General features: G+C 60.6%; 12 protein-coding genes. 8 read left to right on the top strand and 4 right to left on the bottom strand.

All coding sequences use genetic code 11. The annotated features are described in order from the left end of the window. The first annotated feature begins 12 nt into the window (after window positions 1–12). Window positions 13–687 carry a ribose-5-phosphate isomerase RpiA gene (gene rpiA, locus PKE98_RS02355; RefSeq protein WP_271193663.1) on the top strand — a complete coding sequence of 225 codons (675 nt, stop codon included), beginning with the start codon at window positions 13–15 and terminating at the stop codon, window positions 685–687. Window positions 688–803: 116 nt separating this feature from the next. Here rpiA and PKE98_RS02350 read toward each other — a convergent pair whose 3' ends face one another. Continuing rightward, window positions 804–1,721, bottom strand: coding sequence for an SdiA-regulated domain-containing protein (locus tag PKE98_RS02350; RefSeq protein WP_271193662.1), 918 nt, complete (start codon window positions 1,719–1,721; stop codon window positions 804–806). Window positions 1,722–1,860: 139 nt separating this feature from the next. Between PKE98_RS02350 and PKE98_RS02345 the strand changes: the two genes are divergently transcribed. The 6 genes from PKE98_RS02345 to PKE98_RS02320 all read left to right on the top strand — a co-directional run bounded on the left by PKE98_RS02345 (window position 1,861) and on the right by PKE98_RS02320 (window position 8,159). Beyond that, complete coding sequence (locus tag PKE98_RS02345) at window positions 1,861–2,877, top strand: AraC family transcriptional regulator (protein WP_271193661.1); 1,017 nt, start codon at window positions 1,861–1,863, stop codon at window positions 2,875–2,877. A 263-nt stretch (window positions 2,878–3,140) separates the two neighbouring features. Next, window positions 3,141–4,214, top strand: coding sequence for an ABC transporter ATP-binding protein (locus PKE98_RS02340; protein WP_271193660.1), 1,074 nt, complete (start codon window positions 3,141–3,143; stop codon window positions 4,212–4,214). After that, window positions 4,211–5,125, top strand: a complete 915-nt coding sequence (locus PKE98_RS02335; RefSeq protein WP_271193659.1) for an ABC transporter permease — start codon at window positions 4,211–4,213, stop codon at window positions 5,123–5,125. Before PKE98_RS02340 ends, PKE98_RS02335 begins: the two co-directional genes overlap by 4 nt. Further along, the gene (locus tag PKE98_RS02330) at window positions 5,122–5,910 is read left to right on the top strand and encodes an ABC transporter permease (protein ID WP_271193658.1); all 789 of its coding nucleotides are present in this window, start codon (window positions 5,122–5,124) and stop codon (window positions 5,908–5,910) included. Before PKE98_RS02335 ends, PKE98_RS02330 begins: the two co-directional genes overlap by 4 nt. Before the next feature lie 31 nt (window positions 5,911–5,941). Beyond that, window positions 5,942–6,988, top strand: a complete 1,047-nt coding sequence (locus PKE98_RS02325) for an ABC transporter substrate-binding protein (RefSeq protein WP_271193657.1) — start codon at window positions 5,942–5,944, stop codon at window positions 6,986–6,988. Window positions 6,989–7,127: 139 nt separating this feature from the next. Continuing rightward, window positions 7,128–8,159: a histone deacetylase family protein gene (locus PKE98_RS02320; protein ID WP_271193656.1), complete on the top strand. Its 1,032-nt coding sequence runs from the start codon at window positions 7,128–7,130 to the stop codon at window positions 8,157–8,159. Between the two features lie 140 nt (window positions 8,160–8,299). Here PKE98_RS02320 and PKE98_RS02315 read toward each other — a convergent pair whose 3' ends face one another. From PKE98_RS02315 to PKE98_RS02305, 3 genes are all read right to left on the bottom strand, one after another. Beyond that, window positions 8,300–9,226: an SdiA-regulated domain-containing protein gene (locus tag PKE98_RS02315; protein ID WP_271193655.1), complete on the bottom strand. Its 927-nt coding sequence runs from the start codon at window positions 9,224–9,226 to the stop codon at window positions 8,300–8,302. Window positions 9,227–9,401: 175 nt separating this feature from the next. Continuing rightward, entirely contained in the window at window positions 9,402–10,067 is a 666-nt protein-coding gene (locus PKE98_RS02310; RefSeq protein WP_271193654.1) for a fumarylacetoacetate hydrolase family protein, read from the bottom strand. 66 nt (window positions 10,068–10,133) lie between these two features. After that, window positions 10,134–11,528 carry a D-2-hydroxyglutarate dehydrogenase gene (locus PKE98_RS02305; protein ID WP_271193653.1) on the bottom strand — a complete coding sequence of 465 codons (1,395 nt, stop codon included), beginning with the start codon at window positions 11,526–11,528 and terminating at the stop codon, window positions 10,134–10,136. Between the two features lie 200 nt (window positions 11,529–11,728). On the opposite strand from PKE98_RS02305, the gene serA reads away from it, so the two are divergent. Then, window positions 11,729–12,958, top strand: a complete 1,230-nt coding sequence (serA, locus tag PKE98_RS02300) for a phosphoglycerate dehydrogenase (protein ID WP_271193652.1) — start codon at window positions 11,729–11,731, stop codon at window positions 12,956–12,958. Window positions 12,959–13,018: the final 60 nt, after the last annotated feature.

Genomic DNA, 13,018 nt, shown 5'->3' with positions numbered 1-13,018 from the left:
GCAGAACCCGCGATGACTCAGGATCAACTCAAACAGGCCGTGGCTCAGGCGGCCGTCGACTTCATCCTTCCCAAACTGAATGACAAGAGCATCGTCGGCGTCGGCACCGGCTCCACGGCCAACTGCTTTATCGACGCCCTGGCCCAGCACAAAGGTGCTTTCGACGGCGCCGTGGCCAGCTCCGAAGCCACCGCTGCGCGCCTCAAGGGCCACGGCATTCCCGTGTATGAACTCAATAGCGTCAGCGACCTGGAGTTCTATATCGACGGTGCCGACGAAAGCGACGAGCACCTGAACCTGATCAAAGGCGGCGGTGCCGCGCTCACCCGTGAGAAAATCGTGGCCGCTGTGGCGCAAACCTTTATCTGCATCGCCGACGGCAGCAAGCTGGTGCCGGTGCTGGGCAACTTTCCGCTGCCGGTAGAGGTGATCCCCATGGCCCGCAGCCATGTGGCGCGTGAGCTGGTGAAACTGGGCGGCGACCCGGTGTACCGCGAAGGCGTGATCACCGACAACGGCAACATCATCCTCGACGTGATGAATATGCAGATCACCAATCCGGCCGAGTTGGAAACTCAGATCAACGCCATTGTCGGCGTGGTCACCAACGGGTTGTTTGCGGCGCGCGGGGCGGACTTGCTGCTGCTGGGGACCAGTGAAGGGGTCAAGACCCTCAAGCGCAGCTAACACCTCGCCCTATCCGAAATTCTGGGTCCCCGCCTACACGGGGACGACGGGGGGTTAGCCCTATCTCCGTCATCCCCGCGCAGGCGGGGATCCAGGTTGTTGAAATCAGGCCTGACTCACCCTTCCTTCTTGAAGACGTAGAACAGATTCGGCTCACTCACGATATACAGATTGCCTTGGTTATCACTGGCAATCCCCTCCGCTTGCGGCACGGTTTTCTTCAGCCCATGGTTGCCACGCAGCAGTGATAGGGTGCTGATCGGCTTGCCATTCACATCCAGCTCGATCACCAGTCGCGACTCATCCGACAGCGCCAGCAAGTGCCCGGTGGGCACATCGAAATCCAGGCTCGACAGGTCGCGCACAAACAACCCGGCATCGCGCTTGGGGTCGTCCACCACATGCACGGCGAAGGGGCGGTCGAGGTTGGTATGGGGGAAACCGTGCACCTCATAGATGCGCACCGGGTCGCGCTCCTTGGCCACGAACAGGCGCTTGCCTTCGGGGTCGTAGGCCAACCCTTCAAAGCCCTTGTTGCCATTCAAACCAATGCCCAGCGACAGCTGATCGGCCTCCTCGGCGCGCACCGGGGTTGAGCTTTCATCCAGGTGCACCTTGATCAGCCGCTGCTGACGCTCATCGGTAATCACGTACAACCCGGGGCTGATGTACTCGATGGCCTCCGGGTCGCCAAAGCCCAACAGCGGGACACGCCGTAGCACCTTGCCCTCCAGCGACAATTCGATGATATGCGGCCGGTTGTTGGTGACGGTAAACAGGGTGTTGCGGTCGGGGTCGTAGGTCAGCGCCGACACATCGTCATCCAGGCCCTCTATCGGCATGGCCTCCACGCTCACCCGGTAGGCCGGCAGCCACAGCGAGCGCGCCTGCCAGTCCTCACCATGGCGCCATTCTTGCACTTGAAACCAGGCCCGCTCGAACAAGCGGAATTCCTGGCCGGCCACGGCCAGCAGGATCATTGCACCGAGCGCCACGGCTCCTAGCAGGTACTTCAAGGTCAGCAGACGACGCATCGGGGGCGTTCTCGCACAGGTGGCAGGGTAGAAAAGCGGCGCTAGAAATAGCACAGCCAAGCTGAATTGAAACTTAACCGTCCACGCCGGTTGCAGCCAAACGCTGCGGCGTTACAAGAAGAAGCACTTAGGAAGAGATATGAGTCTGTCATTACTTCCCGAAGATCGCGCCAGAACCACCCTTCACACCATCGCGCTAGCCGTCAGCCAACTCAGCATCAGCGGCGTTCCGGAACAACGCTTGCTGATGGACAGCGGCCTCAGCAGCGCGGACCTGCAGACGCCAGAGAAACTGATCAGCCCGGCACAAGAGCTGCGGGTATTTGCCAATGCCATCCACTGCACCCGCGACCCAGCCCTGGGTCTTTCACTGGGTCTACGCATGCATGTATCGGCCTACGGCATTCTCGGATACAGCATGCTGGCCAGCCGGACGTTGCGCGATGCGCTCAACCTGGCCCTGGCACAACAAACGCTGCTGGGTACCTATTTCAAATTGCACCTGGAAGAGGACGGCGACGAAGCCCGTCTGGTGGCACGCGGTTATCGCTACGCGCCGGAGCTGATGGTGTTCAACACCGAGCTGTGCCTGACCTCGCTGCTCACGGTAATTCGCGACCTGTTGGGCGAGGCCGTGCGCCCGCGCCGGGTGCAGCTGTCGTACCGGCCGCCCCTGCATGCCCACGCCTACAACCGCCTGTTTGGTTGCCCGGTGGAGTTTGGCGAATCGATCAGCACCCTGTGTTTCAGCGCCGCACTGCTGGACCGTGAACTGCCGCTGGCCGACCCGGTGAGCTGCCATTACGGCGTGCAGCAATGCCTGAAACTGGCGGCGCAACTGGACAGCGGCCAGGACGTGCTGGAACAGATCCGCCACCACCTGAGCAACAACATGCCGCAAGCCACCAGCCTGGAACGCGTGGCCAGCCACCTGCACCGCAGCGCCCGCACCTTGCGCCGGCACCTCACGCGCATGAACACCAGCTACCAGCGCCTGCTCGATGAAGTGCGCTACGACAAGGCGCGGCAACTGCTGATGCAGACCGACATGCCGATCTACCTGATCGCCGAACAACTGGGCTACAGCGAAACCGCCAGCTTTCGCCATGCGTTTTTGCGCTGGAGCGGGCAGACGCCGAGCGTCTACCGGCGCTAGCGATTGGCCCCACAGGCGATCCCCGCAGCTTCACTCTCCTGCCTGCGAAACGGTGGATATCGCTCGCGCGATATTCGCCCTACGGCGTTTTCTCGGCTATGCCTTACAACGCACGCGCCCCCACCAAGTTGGCCGCATTTATCCCCTTTTGACCGTTTCTATCGTTCTGCCGCCGGGGGCTGGGATGCAGAATCGGGGCATAAGGTTGGCAAACGCTTATCAGCTACTAAAAAGCCAACAATAACAATCGGTTAGAGATATCTATGGGCACTTCCAGCAGCGAAGGTACTTGCAGCGCGATCAGCATCGAACAGCTCAGCATGGAATTCGGCGACCCTGGCCAGGGCGTCAAAGCCCTCGACACGGTCTCGCTGGAAATCCAGTCCAATGAATTCTTCACCCTGCTCGGCCCCTCCGGCTGCGGCAAGACCACTCTGCTGCGGCTGATTGCCGGCTTCGAGCAACCCAGCGCCGGCACTATTCGCCTGTACGGCGAACCGATGCAGGACTTGCCGCCCTTCCGCCGCCCAGTGAACACCGTGTTCCAGAGCTACGCGCTGTTCCCGCATATGACCGTGGCGCAGAACATTGCCTTCGGCCTGGAAATGCGCGGCTTGAGCAAAAGCGAAATCGGCGAAACCGTCACGCGCATGCTCGAGCTGGTCAAGCTGCCGGATGTGGGCGGGCGTCGCGCCGATCAACTGTCCGGCGGCCAGCAACAACGCATCGCCCTGGCCCGCGCGTTGGCCAACCGGCCCAAGGTGTTGCTACTCGACGAGTCGCTGTCGGCGCTGGACCAGAAGCTGCGCAAAGACATGCAGATCGAGCTCAAGCGTTTGCAGAGCGACACCGGCATCACCTTTATTTTCGTCACCCACGATCAGGAAGAAGCCCTGACCATGTCCGACCGCATTGCGGTCATGAGCAAGGGCCGGGTGTTGCAGGTGGGCACGCCGACGGAAATCTATGAGGCGCCGGTCAACCGCACGGTGGCCGACTTTATCGGCGAAACCAACTTTCTTGCCGCTGAGGCGGTGGCAGACGGCGTGCTGCTGAGCGATGGTCAACGCTTGAGCGTGGCAGGCGACCGGCGCGGCGCGGTGACCGTGGCCATTCGCCCGGAACGGGTGAGCCTGGCTGCCGACGGCCAACTGCTCGGCAAGGTGGAGAACGTGGTGTATGTCGGCACCGACACCGTGTACCACCTTAACGTCGCAGGCGAAGGCGGCTTTCGGGTGCGCCAGCAAAACCGCGATGGCGCCTTGAGTGGCTATCGGGTGGGTGATTCGGTGCGGGTGCACGTGCCCAGCGCCGCCATCAAGGTGTTGGTGGAATGACTACGCCACGGCTGATTGCCGAACGCCGCCAACTGGGGCGCCGCCTGCTGCTCAGCGCGCCGGCCATGCTTACCTTGCTGGTATTCATGCTGCTGCCGCTGGGCATCATGTTCGTGGTGTCGATTCTGCAATCGGGCGACTACGGCGGCGTGAAGTGGGGGGAATACTCGTTCGAGGCCTACCGCAATTTTTTCTACGAGCGCGACCTGGACGACACCCTGGTGTTCAACACCGACTACCTGGAAATTTTCCAGCGCTCGTTCTGGCTGTCCATTCTGACCACCGCCGGCTGCCTGCTGATCGGCTTCCCCACGGCGCTGTACCTGGCGCTGCAAACCGAGCGCAAACGCAATCTCCTGCTGTTTCTGGTGACGGTGCCGTTCTGGACCAACCTGCTGGTGCGCGCCTACGCCTGGATGTTGCTGCTGCGCAACGGCGGCCTGGTGGATGAAGGGCTGCAAGGCCTGGGCATTACCGACACGGGCCTGGGCCTGCTGTACACCAACAACGCGGTGATCATCGGCCTGCTCTACACCTACCTGCCGTTTATGGTGCTGCCGATTTACACCAGCCTGGAAAAAATGGACTGGCGCCTGGTGGAGGCCGCGTTCGACCTGGGCGCCAATCGCTTCCACGCACTCAAACGCATCATCGTGCCGCTGGCCATGCCGGGCATCGTCGCCGGCAGCATTCTGGTGTTTATCCCGTCGCTGGGTAACTACATCATTCCCGAGCTTCTGGGCGGCGGTAAGACCCTGATGATCGGCAACCTGATTCAGCTGCAGTTCGGCAGTTCGCACAACTGGCCGCTGGGCGCGGCGCTGTCGTTTGCCCTGCTGAGTTTTGTGCTGCTGGCCATGCTGGTCTACAGCGTGCGCTTCAAACCAGGCAATGCCGGGGGCCACCCATGAATACGCACAATCCCTTGTGGCGCTTCGCCGGCATGCGTCCGGCCGCCTGGTTCTTCTTTATCTTTCTGTACCTGCCCATCGTGGTGCTGGTGGTGCTGAGCTTCAATGGCGGGCAGTCGGCCACGCTGTGGGGCGGCTTCAGCCTCAAGTGGTACAGCGTGGTGGCCAATGATGCCGAGGTGGTGCGAGCGGCGAAGAATTCGTTGATCGTGGCCACGCTGGCCACGCTGATTTCGACGTCGCTGGCGACCTTGGCGGCGCTGGGCATGCGCGGGCGCGCCTTTCGCGGGCAAACCTTGATGAGCGGCGTGCTGGGGCTGCCGCTGCTGGTTCCAGAGATTGTCACGGCGGTGTCGACGCTGATGTTCTTCTCCTTTATCAACCTCAAACTCTCGCTGTTCACCATCCTGATTGCCCACGTGGTGTTCTGCATTCCCTTTGCCTACCTGCCGATTCGCGCGCGCCTGGAAGGCATGAACCCGTACCTGCTGGAAGCGGCGGCCGACCTGTATGCCTCGCCGTGGAAGGCGTTCTGGAAGGTGACCTTTCCGCTGCTCAGCCCCGGAATCATTTCCGGCGCCATGCTGGCGTTCATCATTTCCATGGACGACTTCGTCATCACCTATTTTGTTGCCGGCGCCGGGGCCACCACTTTGCCGGTGTACATCTTCAGTTCGATCCGCATGGGTATCTCGCCGAAGATCAACGCGATCTCGTCGATCATCCTGGTGATCTCCATCGCTTTTGTTGCGCTGTCGTACTACGTCGGTCAGCGCAAGCGCTGACTTCCTAAAAGATCCAGCTAGGAGCTTTGCCATGCACGTTCGCACCACCTCGCTCGCGCTGTCCCTGCTATGCGCCCTGGGCGTTGCCACCTCGGCCCAGGCCGCCGGCACCCTGCACTTTGCCAACTGGTCGGACTACTACCCGCCGGAGCTGCTGAAAAAATTCGAAGCCGACACCGGCATCAAGGCCACCCTGGACGCCTACGACTCCAACGAAACCCTGCTGGCCAAACTCAAAGCCGGCGGCGGCGCGTATGACGTGGTGGTGCCCTCGGACAGCTTTATCGAAATCATGGTCAAGGAAGACCTGCTGCAAAAATTCGACAAGAGCAAGCTGACCAACCTGGCGCACCTCAAAGACACCTTCAAAACCCTGAGCTACGACCCGGGCCACGACTACAGCGTGCCGTACCTGTGGGGCACCACCGGTTTCAGCTACGACAGTGCGCAGGTGCCAGGCGGCAAGCTGGAAGAAAGCTGGAAGCCGTTCTTTGAACCGGCGCCGGAGCTCAAGGGCAAGGTGGTGGCGCTCAATTCGATTGAGGAGTTGTTTGTACCCGCCGCCTACTACCTGGGCGTGGACGAGTGCACTGAAGACCCCAAACAGGCGCAGAAAATTCAGGACCTGCTGCTCAAGCAGAAACCTTCGCTGGCCATGTACAACAGTGACGGCACCATCGAACGCATGGCCGCCGGCGAAGTGGCCATGCACGAACAGTGGAACGGCGCCTTCCACCGCGCGCATGCCCAGCGTGCCAGCCTGACTTACGTGTACCCGAAAGAAGGCATCCGGGTGTTTATCGATAACTTCGTGATTCCCAAGGACGCCACCAACGTCGCCGAGGCCCATGCCTTTATCAACTGGATGATGCAGCCGGAAAACATCGCCGCCGCCTCCAACTTCGCCAAGTACAACAACGCCATCGAAGGCTCCGACAAGTTCATGGACAAGGAGCTGTTCGAAGACCCGGCCATCAACACGCCGGCCGACAAGCTCAGCCTGCTCAAGCCCTTCCAGCTCTGCTCGCCCAAAGCCCTGGCCCTGCGCGCCAAGGTGTGGACCAAGCTGAAGAAATAAATCGTGCGCGGTCCCGTAGGAGCGAGCTTGCTCGCGAAGCGCTTCAATCAAACGCTTCGCCAGCAAGCTGGCTCCCACAAAAAGCCGACCGCTCTACAACAAAAACACTCTTCACAGGCCTGTTCCTGAGGGCACTCCCATGCTGACGATCTATAGCGACGACCATCACCTGCACCACGGCAAGTACGAGCTGATTGGCGGGCAATTCACGCCCTGTTTTGAAATGCCCAGCCGCGCCGACATGGTGCTCGACCGCGCCAAGGCCGTGGGCCTGGGCGATATTCATACGCCGCTGGATTTCGGCCTGGCGCCGATCCGGCGGGTGCACACCGAAGGCTTTCTGCGTTTTCTGCAAAACGCCTGGAGCGACTGGCAGGCCATTGGTCGTAACCACGACATGCTGCCCATCGCCTGGCCCACCCGGCGTTTGCGCCAGGTTGAGCCGACCGCCATCGACGGCCGTCTGGGCTACTACTCCTTCGACGCTGGCGCGCCGATCACCGCGGGCACCTGGCAGGCCATTTGCAGTTCGGCCAACGTTGCCCTTACCGGCCAGGCAGAGCTGGCCAAAGGGGCGCGCGGGGTGTTTTCCCTGTGCCGCCCGCCTGGCCACCATGCCGCCGCCGATTACATGGGCGGCTACTGCTACCTGAACAACGCGGCGATTGCCGTGCAGGCCCTCCTCGACCTGGGCGCCAAGCGCGTGGCGGTGCTGGACGTGGATTACCACCACGGTAACGGCACCCAGGACATCTTCTACGAACGCGCCGATGTACTGTTCACCTCGATCCACGGCGACCCACGTTTCGAATACCCCTACTTTCTCGGTTTTGCCGACGAAAAAGGCGCAGGCGTGGGCGCCGGGTTCAACTTCAACTACCCGCTGGCCGAAGGCAGCGACTGGTCGGTGTGGAGCCTGGCACTGGCCGATGCCTGCCGACAGATCGAGGAATACGCGCCGGATGCACTGGTGGTCTCACTCGGCGTGGACACCTACAAATCCGACCCGATTTCGCAATTCAAACTCGATAGCCCTGACTACCTGCGCATGGGCGAAGCCATCGGCAAGCTGGGACTGCAGACCTTGTTTGTGATGGAGGGTGGTTACGCGGTGGAGGAGATCGGCATCAATGCCGTGAACGTGTTGCAGGGGTTCGATAGCGTGGCGTAGAGCGAGGCTTGCGGACGTTCAAGTCGGTGCGCCGAAATGCCATCCCCGCCTACGCGGGGATGGCGGAGGTTCCTGCGCCAACATCCGTCATTCCCGCGAAGGCGGGAATCCAGAATTTTGTAGGGTTACGCAGATCGCAATCACAACGGATCTGCGTTTTTATCCTTGCGAAACACATAAAACAGATTCGGCTCACTCACCATATAAATGGTGCCGTCCTCGTCGATGGCCACCCCTTCGGCACGCGGAATGCTGTCGTGCAGGCCGTTCATGCCGCCCCACAGACTGATAAAGCTCACCGGTTGCCCGTGCTCGTCCAACTCCAGCAGCAGCTTGGATTGCGCCGACAGCACCAGCGAATGGCCGGTGCGCGGGTCGACGCTCAAAGCCGAGATATTGCGCATATACAGCTCGTTACTGGGCAAGGGTTCCATCTTGCCTTCCAACCCTGAGGTGCCGTCGCTGCTCCAGCTGAACATTGCCGTCGGCGCGCGCTCTTTGCCCAGCAGCAGACGTTGCTGCGCCGGGTCCCAGGCGATGCCTTCAAAGCCTTTGTTGCCGGAGTCGGCGTAGCCCAGGTCGAATTCACGGGTGTCGATGGCGCGCAGCTCCAGTGCGACCGGGCCGAGTTTGAAAATGGACAAGGTGCGGCGACGCTCATCGGTGATCGCCATATTGCCGTTGCTCAGCATCGCCACCCCTTCGGGGTTGGAGAAGCCGATCAGGGCAATGCGCCGCAGCACGTCACCTTCCAGGCTCAGCTCCACCAGCAGCGGTTCCTTGCCGGTAACGGTGAACAGGGTTTTGGTGTCGGGGTTATAGGTGAGGTCCGAGGTTTCATCGTCCTCGAGGTCTTTCAGGGGTTTGGCTTGAATGACCGGGCGATAGCCGGGCAACCAGATACTGGCATCGCGCTCGGTCTGGTCGAAATTGTCTTCATCGGCCCAGTACTTGGCCTGGCCCAACCACTGCTGGGTGTAGGTCAGCACGGCGGCGACAACCAGCACAAAGGCGAACGCAAGCCAGGGCCAGCTGCGGCGCAATGAAAAGAAACGGACGGTACGCATAGGGTTATCTCTGTTACTGCGGCAGCACGCTAGCCGCCAAGCATGAGAATCCGGCTGGATCGTCCTTGAAAAACCGTGAACCCGCGCACTCTGGCGCGGGGGTGCCGAACTGTACAACAGCCGTCCGCGGTTACAACACCTGCATTTGGTTACAGCATTCTGACGAAAAAGTACCTTACAAAACGCGGGTGACAACGCTCGAATGGCCGACCAGTTCGAGCAGCAATTCATCGCCGGGGTTCAATGGGCCAACGCCGGCAGGCGTGCCGGTGAGAATTACGTCACCGGGTTGCAGGCTGAAGTGCCCGGCAATGTGGGCAATGATCGGCAGAATCGGGTTGAGCATGGAGGCGCTGCTGCCGTCCTGGCGCACTTCACCGTTGATGCTCAGACGGATACCGATATCAGTCAGATCGCTTACCGCGTCGCTGCTGACAAAGGGGGCCAGCACGCAGGCGCCGTCGAACGACTTGGCCACTTCCCACGGATAACCCTTTTCCTTGAGCTTGGCTTGCACGTCGCGCAGGGTCAGGTCCAAAGCCGGGGCAAAACCGGAAATGGCGTCGAGCACTTCTTCTTCATTTGGCTTGCGCGACAGTGGCTTACCGATCAACACGGCGATCTCGGCCTCGTAATGCACACCACCGCGGTCGGTAGGAATGCTGAAGCCGCCCTCGGCCTCCACCACACAGCTACCCGGCTTGATAAACAGCAGCGGCTCGGTCGGCACCGGGTTGTTCAGCTCTTTGGCGTGCTCGGCGTAGTTACGGCCGACGCACACCACTTTGCCGATCGGGAAATGGATGGTGGTGCCATCCAGATAACGGTGTTGATAGCTCATGCACGACTCCTGAATTGAGTAGAGGCGGCAGCCGCTTGTGGCGGCTGCGCAACAGCGGGACAGGCGTTACAGGGCGAAAATCTTGCCCGGGTTCATGATGCCGTTCGGGTCGAAGGCCGCCTTGATGGCTTTCATATAGGCGATTTCGGCTTCCGAGCGGCTGTAGGTCAGGTAATCGCGCTTGGTCATGCCCACGCCGTGTTCGGCGGAGATGGAGCCGTTGTACTTCTGCACGATCTCGAACACCCACTTGTTCACCGTGGCGCACTTGGCGAAGAACTCGTCTTTGCTGAGGTTTTCCGGCTTGAGGATGTTCAGGTGCAGGTTGCCGTCGCCGATATGGCCGAACCAGACGATTTCAAAATCCGGGTAGTGCTCGCCCACGATAGCGTCGATATCGTGCAAAAACGCCGGCACATTGGCCACGGTGACCGAGATATCGTTCTTGTACGGCGTCCAGTGCGAGATGGTTTCGGAGATGTATTCGCGCAGCTTCCACAGGTTTTGCAGCTGCTGCTCGCTCTGGCTCATCACGCCATCGAGCACCCAGCCCTGCTCCACGCATTGCTCGAAGGTGGCCAGGGCTGCCTCGGCGACTTCTTCGGTGGTGGCTTCGAATTCCAGCAGGGCATAAAACGGGCATTCAGTTTCGAACGGTGCCGGTACATCGCCACGGCCCATGATTTTCGCCAGGGCTTTGTCGGAGAAAAATTCGAACGCGGTGAGGTCGAGCTTGTTCTGGAAGGCGTGCAGCACCGGCATGATCGAATCGAAGTCGGCCGCGCCGAGCACCATGGCGGTCAGGTTTTGCGGCGCACGGTCCAGGCGCATGGTGGCTTCGACCACAAAGCCCAGGGTGCCCTCGGCGCCGATAAACAGTTGGCGCAGGTCGTAGCCAGTGGCGTTCTTGATCAGGTCTTTGTTCAGCTCCAGTAGGTCGCCCTTGCCGGTGACGACTTTCAGGCCAGCTACCCAGTTGCGGGTCATGCCGTAGCGAATCACCTTGATACCGCCGGCATTGGTGCCGATATTGCCGCCAATCTGGCTGGAGCCGGCCGAGGCGAAGTCCACCGGGTAGTACAAGCCTTTTTCTTCGGCGAACAATTGCAATTGCTTGGTGACCACGCCCGGCTGGCAAACGGCGGTGCGGTCGAATTCGTTAAAGCTCAGCACCTGGTTCATATAGTCGAAGGCCACGACCACTTCGCCATTGGCGGCGACAGCGGCAGCAGAAAGACCGGTACGCCCACCCGACGGCACCAGCGCCACCTTCTGTTCATTGGCCCAGCGAACGATGGCCTGAACCTGCTCGATAGTCTTGGGAAACACGATGGCCAGCGGTGCCGGAGCGAAGTGTTTGGTCCAGTCTTTACCGTAGGCATTGAGCGAATCGGCATCAGTCAGGACTTTGCCAGGCTCGACCAGGGCTTTGAGTTGTTCAATCAGGGCAACGTCGGTCATCTACGGAACTCTCGCAATATTCATGGTCGCCCTGAGAACGTTTCAGGTCGTAACCGAGCAAGGAAAAAGGAAGACATGCTAGCATACGCCCCCCGCGAATCGTGCTCTGTGCTCGGTTTGCGGCAGCGGCGCGAAGCCGATACGGGCGCCCGCCACGCTGGCTTTCCCTGACTTTTCTACCGGGACAAACAGGTACTCAGATGAGCAAGACCTCTCTCGACAAGAGCAAGATCAAGTTCCTTCTTCTCGAAGGTGTGCACCAGAACGCTGTCGACACGCTGAAAGCGGCCGGCTACAGCAACATCGAGTACCTCAAAGGCGCCCTGTCGGACTCGGAGCTCAAAGAAAAGATTGCCGATGTGCATTTTCTCGGCATTCGTTCGCGTACCCAGGTTACCGACGAAGTCTTCGACCGTGCCAAGAAGCTGATCGCCGTCGGTTGCTTCTGCATCGGCACCAACCAGGTTGACCTCAACGCTGCCCGTGAACGCGGTATCGCCGTATTCAACGCGCCGTACTCCAATACCCGTTCGGTAGCCGAACTGGTACTGGCCCAGGCCATCCTGCTGCTGCGCGGCATTCCTGAGAAAAACGCCTCCTGCCACCGTGGTGGCTGGATCAAGTCGGCTGCCAACTCGTTCGAAATTCGCGGCAAGAAGCTGGGCATCGTCGGCTACGGTTCCATCGGCACCCAGCTCTCCGTGCTGGCCGAGGCCTTGGGCATGCAGGTGTTCTTCTACGACACCGTGACCAAGCTGCCGCTGGGCAACGCCACTCAAGTGGCCAAGTTGCACGACCTGCTGGGCATGGCCGACATCGTTTCCCTGCACGTGCCAGAGCTGCCGTCCACCCAGTGGATGATCGGCGAGAAAGAAATTCGCGCGATGAAAAAGGGCGGCATCCTGATCAACGCCGCACGCGGCACCGTGGTTGAGCTGGACCACCTGGCCAACGCCATCAAGGACGAGCACCTGATTGGTGCCGCCATCGACGTGTTCCCGGTAGAGCCCAAGTCCAACGACGAAGAGTTCGAAAGCCCGCTGCGTGGCCTGGACCGTGTGATTCTCACCCCGCACATCGGTGGTTCCACGGCCGAAGCCCAGGCCAACATTGGTCTGGAAGTGGCCGAGAAGCTGGTCAAGTACAGCGACAACGGCACCTCCGTGTCGTCGGTCAACTTCCCCGAAGTGGCCCTGCCGGCGCACCCGGGCAAGCACCGCTTGCTGCACATCCACGAGAACGTCCCGGGCGTGATGAGCGAAATCAACAAGGTGTTCGCCGACAACGGCATCAACATCTCCGGTCAATTCCTGCAAACCAACGACAAGGTTGGCTATGTGGTGATCGACGTTGATGCGGAGTACTCGGACCTCGCGCTCGAGAAGCTGCAACACGTCACCGGCACCATCCGCAGCCGCGTATTGTTCTAAGCGACTGCAGATGTGAAAAGGGAGGCCTCGGCCTCCCTTTTTTATTGCCCTTGATCTTGT

The sequence above is a fragment of the Pseudomonas turukhanskensis genome (genome assembly GCF_027922365.1).
Classification (GTDB): domain Bacteria; phylum Pseudomonadota; class Gammaproteobacteria; order Pseudomonadales; family Pseudomonadaceae; genus Aquipseudomonas; species Aquipseudomonas turukhanskensis.
The sequence above is the reverse complement of the archived record's forward strand: the minus strand, read 5'-3'. Positions and strand labels throughout refer to the sequence as shown.

Excerpts from the sequence above, each read along its gene's own strand:
- rpiA (WP_271193663.1), top strand. The coding sequence starts at position 13 with ATGACTCAGGATCAACTCAAACAGGCCGTGGCTCAGGCGGCCGTCGAC.
- PKE98_RS02350 (WP_271193662.1), bottom strand. The coding sequence starts at position 1,721 with ATGCGTCGTCTGCTGACCTTGAAGTACCTGCTAGGAGCCGTGGCGCTC.
- PKE98_RS02345 (WP_271193661.1), top strand. The coding sequence starts at position 1,861 with ATGAGTCTGTCATTACTTCCCGAAGATCGCGCCAGAACCACCCTTCAC.
- PKE98_RS02340 (WP_271193660.1), top strand. The coding sequence starts at position 3,141 with ATGGGCACTTCCAGCAGCGAAGGTACTTGCAGCGCGATCAGCATCGAA.
- PKE98_RS02335 (WP_271193659.1), top strand. The coding sequence starts at position 4,211 with ATGACTACGCCACGGCTGATTGCCGAACGCCGCCAACTGGGGCGCCGC.
- PKE98_RS02330 (WP_271193658.1), top strand. The coding sequence starts at position 5,122 with ATGAATACGCACAATCCCTTGTGGCGCTTCGCCGGCATGCGTCCGGCC.
- PKE98_RS02325 (WP_271193657.1), top strand. The coding sequence starts at position 5,942 with ATGCACGTTCGCACCACCTCGCTCGCGCTGTCCCTGCTATGCGCCCTG.
- PKE98_RS02320 (WP_271193656.1), top strand. The coding sequence starts at position 7,128 with ATGCTGACGATCTATAGCGACGACCATCACCTGCACCACGGCAAGTAC.
- PKE98_RS02315 (WP_271193655.1), bottom strand. The coding sequence starts at position 9,226 with ATGCGTACCGTCCGTTTCTTTTCATTGCGCCGCAGCTGGCCCTGGCTT.
- PKE98_RS02310 (WP_271193654.1), bottom strand. The coding sequence starts at position 10,067 with ATGAGCTATCAACACCGTTATCTGGATGGCACCACCATCCATTTCCCG.
- PKE98_RS02305 (WP_271193653.1), bottom strand. The coding sequence starts at position 11,528 with ATGACCGACGTTGCCCTGATTGAACAACTCAAAGCCCTGGTCGAGCCT.
- serA (WP_271193652.1), top strand. The coding sequence starts at position 11,729 with ATGAGCAAGACCTCTCTCGACAAGAGCAAGATCAAGTTCCTTCTTCTC.